At 62.2% G+C, this 18,072-nt stretch carries 18 protein-coding genes; 14 read left to right on the forward strand and 4 right to left on the reverse strand.

What is annotated here, in order from left to right:
* Positions 1–61: 61 nt before the first annotated feature.
* Positions 62–1,057 carry an inositol 2-dehydrogenase gene (iolG, locus tag FAA86_RS01075; RefSeq protein ID WP_136537974.1) on the reverse strand — a complete coding sequence of 332 codons (996 nt, stop codon included), beginning with the start codon at positions 1,055–1,057 and terminating at the stop codon, positions 62–64.
* Between the two features lie 203 nt (positions 1,058–1,260).
* On the opposite strand from iolG, the gene FAA86_RS01080 reads away from it, so the two are divergent.
* The 7 genes from FAA86_RS01080 (at position 1,261) to FAA86_RS01110 (ending at position 8,678) form a co-directional block, all read left to right on the forward strand.
* A complete protein-coding gene (locus tag FAA86_RS01080) occupies positions 1,261–2,079 on the forward strand; it encodes a MurR/RpiR family transcriptional regulator (RefSeq protein ID WP_136537975.1) in 819 nt (272 codons plus the stop codon).
* Positions 2,080–2,198: 119 nt separating this feature from the next.
* Complete coding sequence (locus tag FAA86_RS01085) at positions 2,199–4,127, forward strand: bifunctional 5-dehydro-2-deoxygluconokinase/5-dehydro-2-deoxyphosphogluconate aldolase (RefSeq protein WP_136537976.1); 1,929 nt, start codon at positions 2,199–2,201, stop codon at positions 4,125–4,127.
* Positions 4,124–5,944: a 3D-(3,5/4)-trihydroxycyclohexane-1,2-dione acylhydrolase (decyclizing) gene (gene iolD / locus FAA86_RS01090; RefSeq protein ID WP_136537977.1), complete on the forward strand. Its 1,821-nt coding sequence runs from the start codon at positions 4,124–4,126 to the stop codon at positions 5,942–5,944. The genes FAA86_RS01085 and iolD overlap by 4 nt, the downstream gene beginning before the upstream one ends.
* Positions 5,945–5,946: 2 nt before the next feature.
* The gene (gene iolE / locus FAA86_RS01095; RefSeq protein ID WP_136537978.1) at positions 5,947–6,840 is read left to right on the forward strand and encodes a myo-inosose-2 dehydratase; all 894 of its coding nucleotides are present in this window, start codon (positions 5,947–5,949) and stop codon (positions 6,838–6,840) included.
* Positions 6,841–6,944: 104 nt separating this feature from the next.
* Entirely contained in the window at positions 6,945–7,211 is a 267-nt protein-coding gene (locus tag FAA86_RS01100) for a hypothetical protein (protein WP_136537979.1), read from the forward strand.
* Between the two features lie 11 nt (positions 7,212–7,222).
* Positions 7,223–8,032, forward strand: coding sequence for a 5-deoxy-glucuronate isomerase (gene iolB, locus FAA86_RS01105; RefSeq protein ID WP_136537980.1), 810 nt, complete (start codon positions 7,223–7,225; stop codon positions 8,030–8,032).
* A gap of 115 nt (positions 8,033–8,147) precedes the next feature.
* Entirely contained in the window at positions 8,148–8,678 is a 531-nt protein-coding gene (locus FAA86_RS01110; RefSeq protein ID WP_136537981.1) for a DUF3833 family protein, read from the forward strand.
* A 3-nt stretch (positions 8,679–8,681) separates the two neighbouring features.
* Here the strand turns inward: FAA86_RS01110 and FAA86_RS01115 are convergent, their stop codons facing one another.
* The 3 genes from FAA86_RS01115 to FAA86_RS01125 are packed head-to-tail and all read right to left on the reverse strand — an operon-like array spanning position 8,682 to position 12,085.
* Positions 8,682–9,896, reverse strand: coding sequence for a TIGR03862 family flavoprotein (locus FAA86_RS01115; protein WP_377343793.1), 1,215 nt, complete (start codon positions 9,894–9,896; stop codon positions 8,682–8,684).
* Positions 9,897–9,902: 6 nt separating this feature from the next.
* Positions 9,903–11,078 (reverse strand): aminotransferase, encoded by a 1,176-nt coding sequence (locus tag FAA86_RS01120; protein WP_136537983.1) that lies wholly within the window; start codon positions 11,076–11,078, stop codon positions 9,903–9,905.
* A gap of 17 nt (positions 11,079–11,095) precedes the next feature.
* The gene (locus FAA86_RS01125) at positions 11,096–12,085 is read right to left on the reverse strand and encodes a LysR substrate-binding domain-containing protein (RefSeq protein ID WP_136537984.1); all 990 of its coding nucleotides are present in this window, start codon (positions 12,083–12,085) and stop codon (positions 11,096–11,098) included.
* A gap of 163 nt (positions 12,086–12,248) precedes the next feature.
* Here FAA86_RS01125 and speB point away from each other — a divergent pair, with 163 nt between their 5' ends.
* The 7 genes from speB to FAA86_RS01160 all read left to right on the forward strand — a co-directional run bounded on the left by speB (position 12,249) and on the right by FAA86_RS01160 (position 18,072).
* Positions 12,249–13,304, forward strand: a complete 1,056-nt coding sequence (speB, locus tag FAA86_RS01130; protein WP_136537985.1) for an agmatinase — start codon at positions 12,249–12,251, stop codon at positions 13,302–13,304.
* A gap of 167 nt (positions 13,305–13,471) precedes the next feature.
* Positions 13,472–14,482: an ABC transporter substrate-binding protein gene (locus FAA86_RS01135; protein WP_246034986.1), complete on the forward strand. Its 1,011-nt coding sequence runs from the start codon at positions 13,472–13,474 to the stop codon at positions 14,480–14,482.
* A 206-nt stretch (positions 14,483–14,688) separates the two neighbouring features.
* Positions 14,689–14,934 carry a type II toxin-antitoxin system Phd/YefM family antitoxin gene (locus tag FAA86_RS01140; protein WP_136537987.1) on the forward strand — a complete coding sequence of 82 codons (246 nt, stop codon included), beginning with the start codon at positions 14,689–14,691 and terminating at the stop codon, positions 14,932–14,934.
* Positions 14,931–15,365, forward strand: a complete 435-nt coding sequence (locus FAA86_RS01145) for a type II toxin-antitoxin system VapC family toxin (RefSeq protein ID WP_136537988.1) — start codon at positions 14,931–14,933, stop codon at positions 15,363–15,365. The genes FAA86_RS01140 and FAA86_RS01145 overlap by 4 nt, the downstream gene beginning before the upstream one ends.
* Before the next feature lie 24 nt (positions 15,366–15,389).
* Positions 15,390–16,424: an ABC transporter ATP-binding protein gene (locus tag FAA86_RS01150; RefSeq protein ID WP_136537989.1), complete on the forward strand. Its 1,035-nt coding sequence runs from the start codon at positions 15,390–15,392 to the stop codon at positions 16,422–16,424.
* Entirely contained in the window at positions 16,421–17,275 is an 855-nt protein-coding gene (locus FAA86_RS01155) for an ABC transporter permease (RefSeq protein WP_136537990.1), read from the forward strand. The genes FAA86_RS01150 and FAA86_RS01155 overlap by 4 nt, the downstream gene beginning before the upstream one ends.
* A complete protein-coding gene (locus FAA86_RS01160) occupies positions 17,272–18,072 on the forward strand; it encodes an ABC transporter permease (protein ID WP_136537991.1) in 801 nt (266 codons plus the stop codon). Before FAA86_RS01155 ends, FAA86_RS01160 begins: the two co-directional genes overlap by 4 nt.

An 18,072-nucleotide genomic window follows, 5' to 3' on the forward strand; every position in this document is an offset into this window, starting at 1 on the left:
GGAGGTTCGGGCGGCGCTTCCATTCTGCGCGACCTTGCGGCCACGCGGGAGCTGTTGATCGTCAGTAGGCGACGGTGACGGCCGACTTGTCCTTGGCCGATTTCACGGCAGCGTCGGCGAGCGCCAGCGCGATCAGGCCGTCTTCGGCGGACGGCGCCATAGGCGTGCCGTTGTCGAGCGCGTCGATGAAGGCAGAGATTTCAGCGGCGTAAGCTGCCGTGTAGCGGGTCATGAAGAAGTCGTGCAGGGGCGGGCGGGTATAGCCGTCCTTGTTGGCGACCTCGATCGAGACCGGGCGCTGGTTTTCGGCCGAGACCGAGCCGAGCGAACCATGCACTTCGATGCGCTGGTCGTAGCCGTAGGAAGCGCGGCGGGAGTTGGAGATGATCGCCTGGCGGCCGCTCTTCGTCGTCAGGATCAGCGAGGCGCTGTCGTAGTCGCCGAGTTCGCCGATCTTGGGATCGACCAGAACCGAGGCCGAGGCCTGGACCGTTTCGATCTCTTCGCCCAGCAGGAAGCGGGCCATGTCGAAGTCGTGGATGGTCATGTCGCGGAAGATGCCGCCTGAGACCTTGATGTATTCGGCCGGCGGTGCGCCCGGGTCGCGGCTGGTGATCGTCACCATCTCGACCTGGCCGATCGAGCCCTTGTCGATCTCCTTGCGAACGGCCTGGAAATGCGGATCGAAGCGGCGGTTGAAGCCGAGCATGACCTTGCCGCCGACGGCGCGCACGGTTTCGAGGCAGGCCTTGGCTCTGTCAACATCCAGATCGATCGGCTTTTCACAGAAGATCGCCTTGCCGGCCTTGGCGAAGCGCTCGATCAGGTCGGCATGGGTGTTGGTCGGCGCGCAGATGATGACGGCGTCGATGTCCTTGTCGGCCTCGATCTCTTCAATCGTCTTTACCGCGCAGCCGGTCTGGGCCGCAATGGCGTTTGCGGCGTCCGCAAAGGCATCCGCAACGGCGACCAGTTTCGCGCGCTTGTCTTCTGCAATGGCTTTTGCGTGGACCTTGCCAATGCGGCCGGCGCCCAGAAGTGCCAGTCTCGTGACCATGTTCATTCCTCCCTGTCCGCCTTGGTCTCTCGTCAAGAGGAGGCGATTGTGGTGTCGTTGGGCGCTCCTGATGGAGGCGCTTGACCGATATTCCATTTCTCGCTGGCCAAGGCTGCGATTTGGAATATATGTTCTATTTTGCTAGATCGTGACACGGTTTCTGTCAAGCGTGACGATGTGTCCGGATGAAGGTAGGGGACGGCATGAGCGAGAACGGCGGACCGCAGACGATCAAAGAGTTCGAGGACCGGTTGCTGGAAGTCTCTGGCAGTCTGCCCAAGCGGCTGAAGCAATGCGCGGACTATGTCGCTGCCAACAAGGATCGCATTGCCGTGTCGACCGTTGCGGAGATGGCGGAGGGTGCGGGCGTCCAGCCGTCGGCCTTCATGCGTTTCTGCCAGATCATGGGTTTCTCCGGGTTTTCGGAGATGCAGAAGCTGTTTCGCGAGAGCTTCGTCGGCGGCTGGCCGGATTATTCCACGCGCCTCCAGCATTTGAAAGAGAAGGCTGAGGGGTCGCCCTCGGCCCTTCTCGCGGAATTCGTCGAGGCTGGGCGGCTTTCCCTCGAAAATCTCGTTAAAACTGTGGATCCACAGGCCCTTGAGGTCGCGGTCAACCAACTCGCTTCGGCGCGGATGATCCACATCATGGGTCTCCGGCGGTCCTTTCCGGTTGCGAGCTATATGGCCTATGCATTCGAGAAGATGGGCGTTCCGGCCATGCTGCACAGTGTCGTCGGGCGGCTCGACAATCATCATGCCATCCGCGAAGGAGATGCCCTGCTGGCAGTGACCTTCTCGCCCTATTCCGCCGAGACGCTTGATCTGGTTGAGCAGGTACGGGCGCGCGGCGTTCCGGTCGTTGCTGTTACCGATACGGTCGTCAGTCCACTCCGGCGGATGGGGGCGACGCTGCTTTCCGTTTCCGAAGTCGATTTCGGTGCGTTCCGCTCGCTGTCGGCCACGCTCTGTCTGGCGATCACGCTTTCGGTGGCCGTCGGTACGGCGCGTCAGGATGACTGAACGTCCGTATTGAAATTCTGAAAAATAGAATTTATAGTCCATTTTATGAATGGCTGTTCCAAAAAGGGGAGCGGTCGCGAGGCGGGGCGAAAGATCTCGCATCACAGGGAGGACATCGTTTGGCTTTGCTCGATCTGATCACGATCGGTCGTTCGTCCGTGGACCTTTACGGGGCCCAGGTCGGCGGTCGGCTGGAGGACATGGCCTCCTTCAACAAATATATCGGTGGTTCTCCGACCAATATCGCTGCCGGTACCGCGCGGCTTGGCCTTAAATCGGCGCTGATCACGCGCGTGGGCGACGAGCATATGGGCCGCTTCATCCGCGAGCAGCTGGTGCGCGAGGGCGTCGACGTGCGCGGGGTGAAGACGGACAAGGAGCGGCTGACCGCACTCGTCCTGCTCGGCATTCGCGACGAACACCAGTTTCCGCTGATCTTCTACCGCGAGAATTGTGCCGACATGGCGCTCTCGGAAGAGGATATCGATCCGGATTTCATCGCCGAGGCGCGCTGCGTCTGCGCGACCGGCACGCATCTGTCGCATCCGCGCACGGAAGCTGCCGTCTTGAAGGCGCTTAAGATCGCCCGCGAGAAGGGTGGCCTGACGGCGCTCGACATCGACTATCGCCCGAACCTCTGGGGTCTTGCCGGCCATGGCGACGGCGAAAGCCGCTTCATTGAATCCGCTCAGGTGACGGCGAAGCTGCAATCGACGCTGCATCTCTTCAACCTGATCGTCGGCACGGAAGAAGAATTCCACATTGCCGGCGGCTCGACGGACACGATCGAGGCGCTGAAGGCGGTTCGCAAGGTCTCCTCGGCAACGCTGGTGTGCAAGCGCGGCCCGATGGGTGCGGTCGTCTTTGACGGTGCGATCCCCGACAGTCTCGACGCCGGCCAGACTGGCCAGGGTTTCCCGATCGAGGTGTTCAACGTGCTCGGCGCCGGCGATGGCTTCATGTCGGGGCTACTGAAAGGCTGGCTCACCGGCCAGGACTGGCCGACCAGCCTGAAGTACGCCAATGCCTGCGGCGCCTTCGCCGTCTCGCGCCACGGCTGCACGCCGGCCTATCCGAGCTGGGAAGAGCTGCAGTATTTCTTCAAGACCGGCATCAGGAACAAGGCGCTGCGCAAGGATGAAGCTCTGGAGCAGGTGCATTGGTCGACCAACCGCAAGGGTGACTGGTCGACGATGCGGGTCTTTGCTTTCGATCACCGCATGCAGCTCGAAGCCATGGCCAGGGAAGCGGGCGTTGCCGGCGAGAAGATCGGTGCCTTCAAGAACCTGTGCCTCGATGCCGCCCTCCACGTGTCCGGTGGCAATTCCGGTTACGGCCTGCTCTGCGATAGCCGTCTCGGTCGTGAGGCGCTCTATCGCGCTGCCGGCTCCGGTCTCTGGATCGGTCGTCCCGTCGAATGGCCGGGCTCGCGTCCGCTGACACTGGAGCCGGAAATCGGCCCGGATTTCGGTGGCCTCGTCGAATGGCCGCTAGAGCACGTGGTCAAGGTACTCTGCTTCTATCATCCCGGCGACACCGCAGAGATGAAGGCCGAGCAGGAAAAGACCGTGCAGCGGCTCTTCCATGCGGCGCGCCGCAATCGCCTCGAATTCCTGCTGGAAGTCATCCCCTCCAAGGTCGGCGCGTGCGATGATGAGACGGTGGCCAAGATCATCGAGCGTTTCTACGAAATCGGCGTCTATCCCGACTGGTGGAAGCTCGAGCCGATGAAGACGGTGGCGTCCTGGGCCAATGCCTGCAATGCCATCGAACGCAACGACCCGAACACCCGCGGCATCGTGGTGCTCGGTCTCGATGCGCCGCAGGCGGAGCTTGAGGAAAGCTTCCAGCTTGCTGCCGGCTTCGATCTGGTCAAAGGTTTCGCCGTCGGCCGCACCATCTTCGGGGACGCTGCGCGCAAGTGGCTCGCCGGCAGCATTAATGACGCCCAAGCCGTGGAGGACATGGCGGCCCGTTACCAGAGCCTCTGCGCGATCTGGGACTCGGCACGGCAGAAGGCGGTTTCCGCCAAGGGAGGAAAAGCATGAAGACGATCCGGCTGACCGCCGCCCAGGCGATGGTGCGCTACCTCGCGAACCAGGTGAACGAGGATGGCGTTCCCTATATTGCGGGCATGTGGGCGATCTTCGGTCATGGCAACGTGGCTGGCATTGGCGAAGCGCTCTACGGCATCCGCGAGGAACTGCCGACCTATCGCGGCCAGAACGAGCAATCGATGGCGCATGCAGCGATTGCCTATGCCAAGCAGCTTGGCCGTCGCCGGGCCATGGCGGTGACCTCCTCGATCGGCCCTGGCGCGCTCAACATGGTGACGGCTGCTGCCCTCGCGCATGTCAACCGTCTGCCGGTGCTCTTCATCCCCGGCGATGTCTTTGCCAATCGCGGCCCGGATCCCGTGCTGCAGCAGATCGAGGATTTCGGCGACGGCACGATGTCGGCGAATGACTGCTTCCGCCCCGTGAGCCGGTATTTCGACCGCATCATGCGCCCGGAGCAGCTCTTGACCGCTCTGCCGCGCGCCATGCGCACGCTGACCGATCCCGCGGATTGCGGCCCGGTCACGCTCGCCTTCTGCCAGGATGTGCAGGCCGAGGCCTATGACTATCCTGAGAGCTTCTTTGCAAGCAAGACCTGGCGCTTCCGTCGGCCCGAGCCTGACGTCGTCGAGTTCGAAGCAGCGGTTGCGGCGCTCAAGGCTGCGAAGAACCCTGTCATCGTCGCCGGTGGCGGCGTGCATTTCTCCGGTGCCACCGACACGCTGAAGGCCTTTGTCGAGAAGCACCAGATCCCCGTCGTCGAGACGCAGGCCGGTAAGTCGGCGCTCGCCTGGGACCACGGGTTGAATTTCGGCCCCGTCGGCGTCACCGGTGCCGAGAGCGCCAATGTGGTTTCGGAAAAGGCCGACCTCGTTATCGGCGTCGGCACGCGCTTCCAGGATTTCACCACGGGCTCCTGGGCGCTGTTCAAGAACCCCAACCGCAAGATTCTGGCGCTCAACGTGCAGCCTTACGACAGTGCCAAGCATTATGCGATCCCGCTGGTGGCTGACGCGAAAATCGGCCTTGAAAAGCTCTCGGCAGCGCTCGGCGATCACACGTATGCCGCACCCGATGCCGGTCTCAAGGCCTCCTGGTTTACCAAGGCGGATGCCGTCACCGCTGCCCCCAAGGACAGCAATGCGCTGCCGACGGACATGCAGGTGATCGGCGCTGTGCAGCGCGCCTCGCGCGACAACACGGTCGTGATGTGTGCTGCCGGCACCATGCCGGGCGAGTTGCATCAACTGTGGAAGTCAAAGCTGCCGCTCTCCTATCACATGGAATACGGCTTCTCCTGCATGGGCTACGAGATCGCGGGTGGTCTCGGCATCAAGATGGCGGAACCGCACCGCGACGTCATCGTCATGGTCGGCGACGGCTCCTACATGATGATGAATTCGGAACTCGCGACGGCTGTCGGTATGGGCGTGAAGATCACTGTCGTGATCACCGACAACCGCGGCTACGGTTGCATCAACCGGCTGCAGATGGGCACCGGCGGGGCGCAGTTCAACAACCTCTATGCCCATTCGAATGTCAGCCCGATGGCGATCAATTTCGCCGCTCATGCGGCGTCGATGGGCGCGCGGTCTCACAAGGTGTCCTCGATATCGGAGCTGGAAACAGCGCTTAATGCCGCCCGCGAGGCGACCGAGACGACGGTGATCGTCATCGATACCGATCCTTATCCGACTACCGGAGCCGGCGGCTACTGGTGGGATGTCGCGGTGCCGGAAGTCTCGGCCCGCGCCGAAGTCAATCAAGCCCGCGCAGCCTATGAAGCGGCTCTGAAGGAAAGAACCTGATCATGATCCTTTTCGGAACCAACCCGATCGCTTGGTCGAACGATGACGACCGTCGTCTTGGCGCCCATATCAGCCTCGAACAGTGCCTGGACGAAACCGCAAGAATCGGCTTCGACGGCATCGAAAAGGGCCACAAGCTGCCGACCGATTCGGAGGGCCTCAAGTCGGTGCTTGAGCCTCGCGGCCTGAAATTCGTGTCCGGCTGGCATTCGCTGAACCTGCTCACCAACACGATCGAGGAAGAAAAGGCCGCCATGCAGCCTTTCCTGGATGTGCTCAAGGCCATGGGCTGCAAGGTCATCATCGTCTGCGAAACCTCCAACGCCATCCACGGCGCCGATGACACGGCACTTGCCGACCGTCCTGTCCTCTCGGATGCCGAATGGGCAAAGTTCGGCGCCGGCGTCGAAGCGCTGGCGGAATTCTCGGCTGCCCAGGGCATCTCGCTGGTCTATCACCACCACATGGGAACGGTCGTCGAAACCGAGGCCGAGATCGACAAGCTGATGGAGCATACCGGCCCGCATGCCAAGCTGCTGCTCGACACCGGCCATTGCTATTTCGGCGGCGGCAATCCGGAAGCGGTCGCGAAAAAATACATGCACCGCGTCGGCCATATCCACGCGAAGAACGTGCGTCCCGTCATCGCCGATCAGGTGCGGAGCGAAAAGCTCTCCTTCCTCGAAGGTGTGCGCCGTGGCGTGTTCACCGTTCCGGGTGACAGCGAGGGCGGCGTGAACTTCTTGCCGGTGCTGAAGATTGCGGCGGAGCATGGCTATCAGGGCTGGATCGTCATCGAGGCAGAGCAGGACCCGGATGTGCGCAATCCCTTCGACTATCAGAGCCTGGGCCTGAAATCGCTCAAGGGCTTCGCCAAGGAAGCCGGCCTGATCTGATGTTGCCACGGGGCGGAGCATACCTCCGCCTCGTGTTTTGACAGATCGCAGATTTGGGCTCTATTGCAGGCTGCCTTGAAAACACTGACTGCCGGGAGCAGACCTTGAAGTTCCAGATCCTCGATCCGACCCATCCTTTCTTCAAGCCGCTGTGGCGCCGCATTCTCTGCGTCGTCCTGCCTTTGGCCTGGGCCGGGGTGGAGTATTCGAACGGTGCGACCGGCTGGGCGATGATCTTTGTCGCAGCCGGACTCTACGCGGCCTATGAGCTGCTTTTCATGTACGACCACACGATGAAAAAGGCCGAGGCAAAAGCCGAAGCCGAACGGGCGCGGATTGCGGCAGAGGCCGAACGTTCCGACGCCGACTAAGGGAGACGGAAATGACCGATCTGTTGCGCAAGCCTTCCGGCATCTCGGGCAAGGTCCATGACATCACGCCTGCCAGCGCCGGTTGGGGCTATGTCGGTTTTGGGCTTTATCACCTGAAGTCGGGCGAGCGTGCTGCGGAACAGACCGGCGAGACGGAAGTCATTCTGGTGCTCGTCGAGGGCAAAGCGAAGATCATCGGCTCCGGCAAGGATTTCGGCGAACTCGGCGATCGCATGAAGGTCTTTGAAAAGAAGCCGCCGCACTGCGTCTATGTGCCGGCCGGGAGCGACTGGACGGCGGAAGCGACGACAGATTGCGTGCTGGCGATTTGCACGGCGCCGGCCATGCCGGGCCGCGAGGCGCAGCAGATCGGCCCTGAGGGGATTTCGCTCGTTGAACGCGGCAAGGGCGCCAATACCCGTTACATCTATCCGATCGCCATGGAAGACCGGGATGTCGCCGACAGTCTGCTGGTGACGGAAGTCTTCACGCCCTCGGGCAACTGGTCGTCCTATCCGCCCCATCGTCACGACGAGGACAACTATCCCGAGATGACCTATCTCGAGGAGACCTATTACCACCGCCTCAATCCGGCCCAAGGCTTCGGCTTCCAGCGTGTCTTCACCGAAGACGGTTCGCTCGACGAGACCATGGCGGTGTCGGATGGCGACGTGGTGCTGGTGCCGAAGGGGCACCATCCCTGCGGTGTGCCGCATGGCTACGAGATGTATTATCTGAACGTCATGGCTGGCCCCTTGCGCAAATGGCGTTTCCAGAACCATCCGGATCACGACTGGATCTATCAGCGCGACAGCAAGTAAGCTTGGGCGAAGGCGGCCATCGCCTTCACGAATGCGTTCCCTGGAACAATTCCAAATCCGTTCATCGATTGGCGCCGTAGTGGGAGCACAACGCGCCAATGATGGAGACGCACCCATGCCCAAGTTCAGCTTGGCCCTTGTCGGGCTTGCCCTGAGCCTGCTGCCGTCCGCCGGACAGGCAGCCGAGAAATTCACTTTCGAGGACTACTTCGCCGGACGCACCGAAGCGGTCGGCTCGTTCAGCGCCATCAACGGCGTGAAGCGGACGTTCACGGTCGACCTCACCGGGAACTGGGACGGCAAGACACTGACGCTGCGCGAAGACTTCGTCTTCGATGACGGTACCAAGGATCGCAAGACCTGGCGTTTCACCAAGACCAGCCCGACCACCTATAGCGGCACCCGGGAGGACGTGATCGGCGAGACGACGGTGCGGCTGAACGGTGCCGTCGCGCGCTTCAACTATCTCGTCTATCTCAGCCCGGAAACGCAGGGCAACAAGGTCCGCTTCTGGGACAAGATGGTGCTGCGTGAAGACGGGACGGTGCTGAATACGGCGCTTGTCACTAAGTTCGGCATTCCGGTTGCCAAGACCACCGTCGAGTTTCGCAAACCCGGCACTTCGCACAAGACGGCGAGCCGCTGAGGCTTATAGCCTTTGTCCTGCGAGCCAGCGGTCGATGCCGCTGGCGGCGGCAATGCCGGTTGCAAAGCAGGCGGTGAGCAGATAGCCCCCGGTCGGGGCCTCCCAGTCGAGCATTTCGCCTGCCACAAACGTGCCCGGGCGGGCCTGCAACATGAGGCCATCGTCGATGGCGTCAAGGGACACACCCCCGGCAGTCGAGATGGCCTCGGCGATCGGGCGGGGGCGTTTCACCGGAAGCGGCAGTGCCTTGATGAGGTTGGCTAGGCCACCCGCGTCACGCCGGTTGGCTGCCGGATCGACTTCGCGCAGCAGGGCTATCTTTACGCCATCTAGATTTGCGGCCTTCTTCAATCGTGTCGAAAAACTCGCCTTGCGATCCTGACGCGCGAGGTCTGCGGCAAGCTTCTCCTCTGTCCGGCCCGGTGCGAGATCCAGCATGAGTGCAGCCTGGCCGTCCCGATCGAGCGCATCTCGTAGCGCCGCCGAATGCGCGTAGATCAGGCTGCCTTCAATGCCACCTTTGCTGATGACAAATTCGCCCTGGGTGGTGCCGGCTGCCGAGGTGGCCTTGACCGACTTGATCGGCTGGCCGGAGAAGCGGGTGTCAAAGCTCTCGGAGAAATCGCAGTCGAAGCCGCAATTGGCGGGGCGAAGGGGGACAATATCGATGCCTTCTGCTTTCAGCAGCGGCACCCAGGCGGCATCTGAGCCGAGCTTCGGCCAGCTGGCGCCACCGAGCGCGAGAAGTGTTGCGTCGGCGGTGACGTGCTTCTGACCCTCGGGAGTGTCGAAGATCAAGGGCTTTCCGTCGAAACCCGTCCACCGATGCCGGGTGAGGATGGTCACGCCCATGCCTTCCAACCGCTTCAGCCAGGCGCGCAACAGCGGCGAGGCCTTCATCACCTTCGGGAAGACGCGGCCTGATGTGCCGACAAAGGTTTCCGTGCCGAGGTCGGCTGCCCAGACCCGGATGGCGTCCGGCGTCATCAGGTCCAGCACCGGACGCAGCCGATCGTTCGCCGCGCCATAGCGGGTGACGAAACGCGCATAATCCTCGGCATGAGTGATGTTAAGGCCGGACTTGCCGGCGAGCAGGAACTTGCGGCCGACCGTCGGCATGGCGTCGTAGACGGTGACGCGATGGCCCTTGCGGGCGAGATGTTCCGCCGCCATCAGGCCCGCCGGGCCGCCGCCGATGATCGCCACGCTCTTCTTCATCAGCGATCAGTCCAGCTTGAAGGTCGAGAGACGGGAGACCAGACCTTCGATCGTTGCGCTGTCAGCATTGGCGAAGGCGAAGCGCAGGTAGTCCTGGCAGTCGTCGCCGAAATAGGCGCCGGGGATGCAGAGCACGCCGGCCTTCTTTGCCAGTCGTTCGGCGACATAGGCAGACTTCTCGCCGGGAAAGGGATGGCGGATGAAAGCGAAATAGGCGCCGAGCGAGTCCATCTTCCAGTCGGGCAGTTGCTGCATCACGCCCTTCAACGTCTCGGCGCGTTTGAGGATTTCGATGCGGTTGTCGTCCCGCCAGGCCTTAAGCGCCGGGATAGCCTTGGCGACGGCCGCCTGGGGTGCGCGGGGGGCGCAGATCTGCAGGTTATCCATGACCTTGGCGATCTGCGAGACCGCGCGTGGGCCAGCGGTGATCGCGCCCAGACGATGGCCGGGAATGCAGAAGGATTTCGAGAAGGAATAGAGGAGGATGAGGTTCTCTTCCCAGCCTTCGATCGAGAGCAGGTCATGCGGGCGACCTTCGCCGGGGAGAAAGTCGCGATAGGTCTCGTCAAGGATGAGGAAAGCGCCGGCCTTGCGGCAGGCCTCGAAGGCCTGGCGCAGCAGGTCTGCCGGATAGATCGCACCGGTCGGATTGTTGGGCGAGACCAGCGCCACGGCCTTGACGCCCTTCGCCAGGACCGCCTCGATGCCTTTTATTGTGGGTACGAAACCGGTCGCGGGATCAAGCGGGATCAGTTCGCGGCGAATGCCCATCATCGCCAGCGTGGTTTCCTGATTGAAGTAGAAGGGATCCGTCAGTGCCACGGCATCGCCGCTCGCCGCAATCGCCTGCACCGTTGCCATGAAGGCCTGGTTGCAGCCGGCGGTGATGTGGATGTTCTCAGCGGTAACACGCGCGCCGTAGACGGCAGCAACCTCGGCCGCATAAGCCTCGCGCAGCGGCGTCTCGCCTTCGATCGGGCCGTAACCGGCATTCGCGCGGGCGGAAGCGGCTTCCGCCAGCCAGGCGAAGAGATCGGGATGCGGCGGATAACCGGGCACCGCCTGGCTCAGGTCGATCATCGGGCCGGCTGCGCCGTCATAGGCGCGCGCCCAGGCGAAGACCGAGGGAACTGGCGGCGCCGAGAGATCTGCGACGAGCGGATTGAAGGGGGCGGCGGGCATGGCAGGTTCCTCGGCGGTTATTCGCTCTCTTCCAGGAGCGGAACGGCGGTACTGGTATTGCGTTTGCGGGTCGAGGGCAGGCCTCGTCCCGATGGGCGGCTTGCCGGGCGCGGCTGGGCCGCACGCTCGGTTTCGATCGTGTCGAAGATCCAGTCAATGAAGACCTTGGCGATCGGCGCGGCGCGCACGTCGTTGCGGGCGGCAACGTAAAAGGCGTCCGGTGCTGGCACTGCGAGATCGAAGGGGATCACGAGTTCGCCGGCGGCAATCAGGCTGGATGCCGTGATGCTGTCACCCAGTGCCACGCCCTGGCCGTGGCGGGCAGCCTCGGTCGAGAGCCTTGCATCACCCATGAAGTGTTCCCGCGCCCTGGGCATGTCCAGCTGATCGGCTGCAGCAAGCCAGCTGCGCCATTCGCGGCCGTCGTCTCCATGCAGCAGCACGTGGTCGTGCAGATCGCGAACGGAGCGCAGGGGGCGTGTGTTGAGCAGGGTCGGACTGACGACAGGGAACAGGTCGAATGTGCTCCAGAGGCGCGTCCAGCAGTCCTTCCAACCGCCCGGGCCATAGAGGATCGCGATGTCGATGTCAGGCGAGTAGATGAGGTTCGAATCATTGCTGGAGGTCAGCGTCAGGCTGATCTCGGGATAACGATCGGTGAAGGAGCCGAGACGGGGCACCAGCCAGAGCGAGAGCAGAGCGGGGACGCAAGAAATTCTGAGGCTGCCGCTGGTCGAGGGGCGGTTCATCAAGGCCGTTGCCGCTGCAATCCCATCGAAGGCCTGGGTGACGGCCGGCAGAAGGAGCGCGCCCTGTGGCGTCAACTTGAGCCGCTTGCCGCCGCGCTCGAAAAGCGCGGTCTTGAGCGTTTCTTCAAGGCTTCGGATCTGATGGGAAATCGCGCCATGCGTCACGCTCAGCTCTCTGGCCGCTGCCGAGATCGAGCCGCGACGCGCGGCGGCCTCGAAGGCTCGCAGAGGGTTGAGTGGTGGCAGGCGGCTTGCCATGGCGGCTTTATAATCCGTGAATTTTTCTCACATCGATTGCTATAACATCGTGAATTGATTTTCCAAGTGCGTTGCAGGTTAATGCTCACAATAAAGGCATGCCTAGATCATGCCGCAAAAATGGACGACGGCCGCTTTGTCGTTCACAAACAGGGAACGTCAGATGACTTTCGATGAGAAGCGCCTCGCGGCGCTGCGTGAGAAATACGGAAACGACAAGGCTGGCGAGATCTTCGATCCGAAGTTTGCCAAGGTGGGCGAGAAGATCTTCTCGAACGGTACGCGTGCTGCCCCCTATGCCGGCATGCCGACTTTCGTGTCTGCGCCCTATCGCCAGGTTGATCAGCGCAATCCGGATGTCGGTGATCTCGATGTCGCGATCGTCGGCGTCCCGATGGATCTCGGCGTCACCAATCGGCCCGGCTCGCGCTTCGGGCCTCGGGCCCTGCGCGCCATCGACCGCATCGGGCCCTACAACCACGTGCTCGAATGCGCGCCGGTCTTCGATCTCAAGGTCGCCGATATCGGCGACGTGCCCTTTTCCAGCCGCTACCGGCTCGAGATGAGCCATGACGATATCGAGGCCTATCACACCAAGCTCGTGGCCCAAGGCGTTCTGCCGCTGTCCGTCGGCGGCGACCATTCGATCACCCATCCCATCATGAAGGCGATTGCCAAGAAGCATGGCCCCGTCGGCATGATCCATATCGACGCCCATTGCGACACCGGCGGCGCCTTCGATCAGACGAAATTCCACCATGGCGGTCCATTTCGCAATGCGGTGCTCGATGGGGTGCTCGATCCTGTCCGGACGATCCAGATCGGTATTCGGGGACCTGCCGAATATCTCTGGGAGTTCTCCTACGAGTCCGGCATGACCGTCATTCATGCCGAAGAGATCAACGGTCTTGGCATTCCTGCCATCATCGAGAAGGCAAAGGCGATCATCGGCGATGGCCCGACATACCTCTCCTTCGATATCGACAGCCTCGATCCAAGCGTCGCTCCCGGCACAGGTACGCCGGAAGTGGGTGGTCTGACGTCGCGCGAAGCGCTGGAACTGATCCGCGGCTTCAAGGGCATCAATCTAATCGGTGGCGACGTGGTCGAAGTCGCGCCGCAATATGACGCGAACCACAACACAGCGCATGTGGGCGCACAAATCCTCTTCGAAATCCTCAGCCTGATGGTCTACAGTCCGGCCATCAAACCGCGCTGAGAGCGCTGATCCCGGACAGCTTCCGCCGTCCGGTCACAGATACAGACGAACGGGCGAAAACGCCTCAACTACAACAAGGGAACAGGACCATGAAAGACATTCTCTCTACCTCCGTCAGCCGCCGCGGCGTGCTCGCCGGCTCGGCCGCCATTGCTGGCGCGCTTGCCATGCCGTCGATCCTGCGCGCCCAGGACAAGTCGATCAAGATCGGCGTCTATGGCGGCTACTTCAAGGATTCCTTCGACAAGAACATCTTTCCGGAATTCACCAAGGCAACCGGCATTGCGGTTGAATCCATCGCCGAGCCGACCGGTGAAGCCTGGCTGGTGCAGCTCGAGCAGGCCGCCAAGGCCGGCCAGGCTCCGGCCGATCTCTCGATGATGTCGCAGGTGGCGATGCTGAAAGGCCAGGCGACCGAGCTCTGGGCGCCGATCGACATGGCGAAAATCAGCAATGCGTCCGGCCTGATCGAGCGTTTCGTCAACAAGTATCCGGATGGTCGCGTGGCCGGCGTCGGTGCCGTTGCCTGGTACATCACGCTCGTGACCAACACGGATGTCTACAAGGACGCGCCGACCTCGTGGAACGCGCTCTGGGATCCGGCGAATGCCGACAAGCTCGGCCTGCTGGCGCTCGTCTCCAACTCCTTCCTGCTGGAAGTCACCGCCAAGACCCATTTCGGCGGCACCAATGCGCTCGACACCGAGGAAGGCATCCTGAAGGCTTTCGAAAAGCTCGCGGAAGTGAAGCCGAATGTGCGCCTCTGGTATCGCGACGAGGCGCAGTTCGAGCAGTCGCTGAAGTCGGGCGAGATCCCGATGGGCCAGTATTATCACGACGTCACGGGTCTGGCCGCTGCCGATGGCCAGCCGGTCCGCTCGACCTTCCCGCAGGAAGGCGGCATTCAGGATTCCGGTTGCTGGGCGTTGTCGCGTGCATCGACGAAGACCGAAGAAGCCCATATCTTCATCGACTACATGTGCCAGCCCTCGATCCAGGCGACCCTGTCGCGCAAGGTCGGTACCGCGCCGACGGTCAAGCGCGAACTGCTCGACTTGACTGCAGAGGAATTCGCCGCCGTCTCCTCCGACATCGAGCCGATCACGCCGCGCTACGACCTCTACCAGACCAAGTCGGACTGGTTGAACCAGAAGTGGACCGAACTGATCGTCGGCTGATCATAGGTTTTGTGGTTGCCCCTCATCCGCCTGCCGGCACCTTCTCCCCGCAGGCGGGGAGAAGGGTACTAGCGGGAGGCGCCGCGCCAACGTCTCCTCTCCCCGCTTGCGGGGAGAGGGTAGGGTGAGGGGCTGTTCCCGTTGGTTTTGCTGCATCTTGGGGTACGTGATAGGATCACTGAAGGCATCTCAGCGGAGACAATCTCATGGCAACGATCAGTGTGCGGGATGTGAATACCGATCTCTCCGAATTGGTGGACGAGGTGATCAAGGGTGGCACCGTCACGATCACCCGCGACGGCAAACCTGTAGCGACGCTGGTGCCGGTTGAAAGCGCTGAAACGCCGGACCAATCGCCGAGACCCAATCTGGTCGATTTCCTCAAAACTTTCCCAGAACCAGGAATGGTCTTTGAGCGAAATCCCTCGCCGAGCCGGGACGTGGATCTTTGAGGGGATATCTGCTCGACACGAATGCGGTCTCCCTGCTTTACGACGGCAGAGCTTCGCAAGCGTTCGAAGACTGGTTGCGGCAGCGCTTTGAGGAAAAATCTCTTTATCTATCGACGATCACTGTCCTTGAAATACAGAAGGGTGCAACGAAGCTCGAACTGGTCAAGAATGGTAACCCCACACGGGCGCGGCAATTGCACCTCTGGCTCCAAAGGCTCATTGAGCAGTATGCGGACAGCATTCTGGTCGTTGATACGGAAACGGCACTTGCCGCCGGAACCCTTGATGGAGCGATGCGTGCACGCGGACACAATGGCCAGCTCGCCGACATCCTCATCGCCGCGACCGCCCAAACACACGGCCTTACCGTCGTCACCGCCAATACCAGAGACTTCGAGCCACTGGGTGTCGACTGTCTCGCCCCGTTTTGAAAACACTCGTTCGATTGGATGCTTATGTCCGGCCTCGCCCTCAATTCCGTCACCAAGCAGTTCGGCACCTTCACGGCGGTCGACAATGTGCAGCTCTCCGTTCCGCACGGCACCTTCGTCTGCCTGCTCGGTCCCTCCGGCTGCGGCAAGACCACGCTGCTTCGGATGATTGCCGGGCTCGACAGCCCGACCAATGGCGCGATCGTGCTGGATGACAAGGACATCACGCAGGTTCCGACGCACAAGCGGGATCTCGGCATGGTCTTCCAGTCGCTGGCGCTGTTTCCCCATCTGACTGTCGGCGAAAACATCGCCTATCCCTTGCGCATCCGTGGCATCGGCCGCGAGGAGCAGGTGAAGCGGGTCGATGAGCTGCTCGCGATGATCCATCTGCCGGGTTATGCGGACCGTCCGGTCCACAAGCTCTCCGGCGGCCAGCGGCAGCGTGTGGCTATTGCCCGGGCACTTGCGATTTCGCCGAAACTCTTCCTGCTCGACGAGCCGCTGTCGGCGCTGGATGCCAAGCTGCGCGAAGCGATGCAGGTGGAACTGCGCAAGCTGCAGCAGCAGCTCGGCATCACCACCATCGTCGTCACCCATGACCAGCGCGAGGCGATGACCATGGCCGATACGGTCGTTGTCATGAGCGGCGGCAAGATCCGTCAGGCGGCGAGCCCGATCGAGATCTATCGCAAGCCGGCCGATCGTTTTGTCGCCGACTTCATCGGCTCGACCAATCTCCTGCCAATGACCGCACAGGGCGGAACGGCGCTGGTGCTTGGGCATAGCGTCGCGGGGATTTCGGCTCCCTCAAGTTCGGCGCAGGCCAGCCTCTCGGTTCGGCCAGAAGACGTGAAGCTCGCAGCCCCAGGCGAAGGCCGCATCACCGGCAAGGTCACCTTCATCCGCGATCTCGGCGGCACCATTGAGACCTTCCTCGATGTCTCCGGTACCGAGGTCGTTGCGGTCTCCACGCCGCGCGAACGGCCGGTCGTCACTGTCGGCCAGGATGTCGGCATCGTCATCGATCCTGAAACCGCCGTGGTGCTGTCGGCATGAGACGCGAACCGCCCAAGACCGCGCTCGACTATGCGCCGCTCGCCTTTCCCGCGGGCATGCTGATCCTGTTCTTCGTTGTGCCTTTCGCGACGATGATCGCTGTTTCGTTCTTCAAGCGGGATCCAACCGGTTTCTATTCGCCGGATTTCGTTTTCGACAACTACGCCCGCTTCCTGTCCTTCTTCTTCGGCGGCGTGCTCGGCTTCTCGCTGGGGCTGGCGATTGCCGTCGCGGTGGTCTGTGTGGCTTTGGCGCTGCCATTCACCTATCTGCTCGCGCGCATGTCCCGCAAGGCGCAGGTGATCTGGCTTGTGGCACTGCTCTCTGTCCTGTCGCTCTCGGAAGTCATTATCGGTTTTGCCTGGTCGACGCTGTTTTCGCGCACCGCCGGCATCACCAATCTCCTGGTCATGGTCGGGTTGATGGAAAGCCCGGTGGCGCTGATGCCGAATTTCGGCGCGGTGCTGACCGGCATGACCTATCAGGCGCTGCCCTATACGGTGCTGGTGCTTTATCCCGCTCTCGTCAGGCTCGATCCGACGCTGACGGAAGCGGCCCGCACGCTCGGCGCCTCGCCACTGCGCGCCTTCTTCACCGTCGTTGTGCCGGCGCTACGCAACACGCTGATTGCCACACTTATCATGGTCTTCATCTTCGCGCTCGGCTCCTATCTGCTGCCGCAGATCCTTGGGCGTCCCTCACACTGGACACTCTCCGTGCTGATCACCGACCAGGCGATCTACCAGTCCAACATGCCGTTCGCGGCAGCCATGGCCGTGTTTCTCGTGCTGGTCACGCTCGGCATGGTGGCGCTGACGCTTCTGATCGGTCGCAAGGGAGAAGCAGCATGAACAAGGCGTTAACTCGTCTCTACTTCACGCTTATCGGCATCTTTCTCGCTGCGCCCATTGTCGTGGTCGCCGGGGTGTCGGTGAATGCCAAGCAGAGCCTCAACTTCCCGCCGCAGGGATTTTCGCTCTCCTGGTATAGCGCGATCTTTACCGATCCCGGCTGGCGCTCGGCCTTCTTCGCCTCGGTCATCCTGGCTCTATGCGCGGCGGCGCTTGCGGTGGCCATCGCGCTGCCGCTCGCCAGGTTTCTGTGGCGGCGTCTTGCGCCTTGGGCGCAGGTGTTCCAGCTGCTGGGCATCGCGCCCTTCACTTTGCCGCCCGTCATCACGGCGCTGGGCTTGCTCACCTTCTGGGCCGCGACCGGCTTCTACGGCCAACCCTGGACGGCGGTCATCAGCCACGCGATCTTTTTCGTGACGCTGCCGCTGGTAACACTGTCGCTCGGTTTTTCGGCGATCGACCGCTCGCTGGTCGAGGCGGCGGCCACCATGGGAGCCGATGACCGTACCATCTTCCGCACGGTCGTTCTGCCGCTGATCGCGCCCTACCTGGTCTCGGGCTATGCCTTTGCCTTCGTGCTCTCGCTCAACGAATATATCGTCGCCTACATGACGGTCGGTTTCGTGATGGAAACGCTGCCGATCAAGATCTTCAACGCGCTGCGCTACGGTTATACGCCTGTCATGGCGTCGGTGACGATCCTGTTCGTGGCGGTGGCCGCCACCGTGTTCGGTCTCGTCGCCCGCTTCGGCGATCTGCCGAAACTGCTCGGCGCGAATGCCGACGACCGCAGCTGA

The sequence above is a fragment of the Rhizobium rosettiformans W3 genome (genome assembly GCF_004912135.1).
GTDB lineage: Bacteria > Pseudomonadota > Alphaproteobacteria > Rhizobiales > Rhizobiaceae > Allorhizobium > Allorhizobium rosettiformans.